Here is a 497-nt window from a genome sequence, read left to right as displayed (position 1 = left end):
GCTCCGCGTCGAAATACGCGCACACCTCATCCAGCGCATCCGCGAACACCGGGAACACCCCGTACAACTCACCCCCCGCACCCGCACGCTGACTACCCTGACCGGAGAACAGGAACGCCGTGCGACCCTCCACCACGCTGCCCGTGACCAGGTCGGGGTGGTCGGTGCCGTTCGCGAGGGCGTCGAGCGCGGTCAGGAGGTCGTCACGGGTGCGGCCGGCGGCGACCGCCCGGTGCTCGAAGGCGGTACGGGTGGTGGCGAGGGCGCTGCCCAGGGCGGCGAGGTCGGCCTCGGGGTGGTCGGTGACGGCGGTGGCGAGGCGGGCGGCCTGGTCGCGTAGGGCGTCCTCGGTGCGGGCCGACAGGGGCCAGACGGTGAGGGGGACGCGGGTGCGCGGGGCCGGCTCGGGTTCGTGGGTGGTGTCGGGAGCCTGCTCCAGGATCGTGTGCGCGTTCGTACCACTCATACCGAACGACGACACACCCACCCGACGCGGC

Annotated in this window: 1 protein-coding gene; it reads right to left on the bottom strand. The window is 73.0% G+C overall.

Annotated features, from left to right (window positions below):
- Positions 1-466, bottom strand: a 466-nt coding sequence (locus K7G61_RS36060; protein ID WP_308190817.1) for a ketoacyl-synthetase C-terminal extension domain-containing protein, incomplete at its 3' end; no start/stop codon positions are given.
- Positions 467-497: the final 31 nt, after the last annotated feature.

The sequence above is a fragment of the Streptomyces sp. HPF1205 genome (assembly GCF_020400825.1).
In the GTDB taxonomy this organism is placed as follows: Bacteria; Actinomycetota; Actinomycetes; order Streptomycetales; family Streptomycetaceae; genus Actinacidiphila.
Note: the sequence above shows the minus strand (reverse complement) of the source record. Positions and strands in the feature narration are given on the sequence as shown.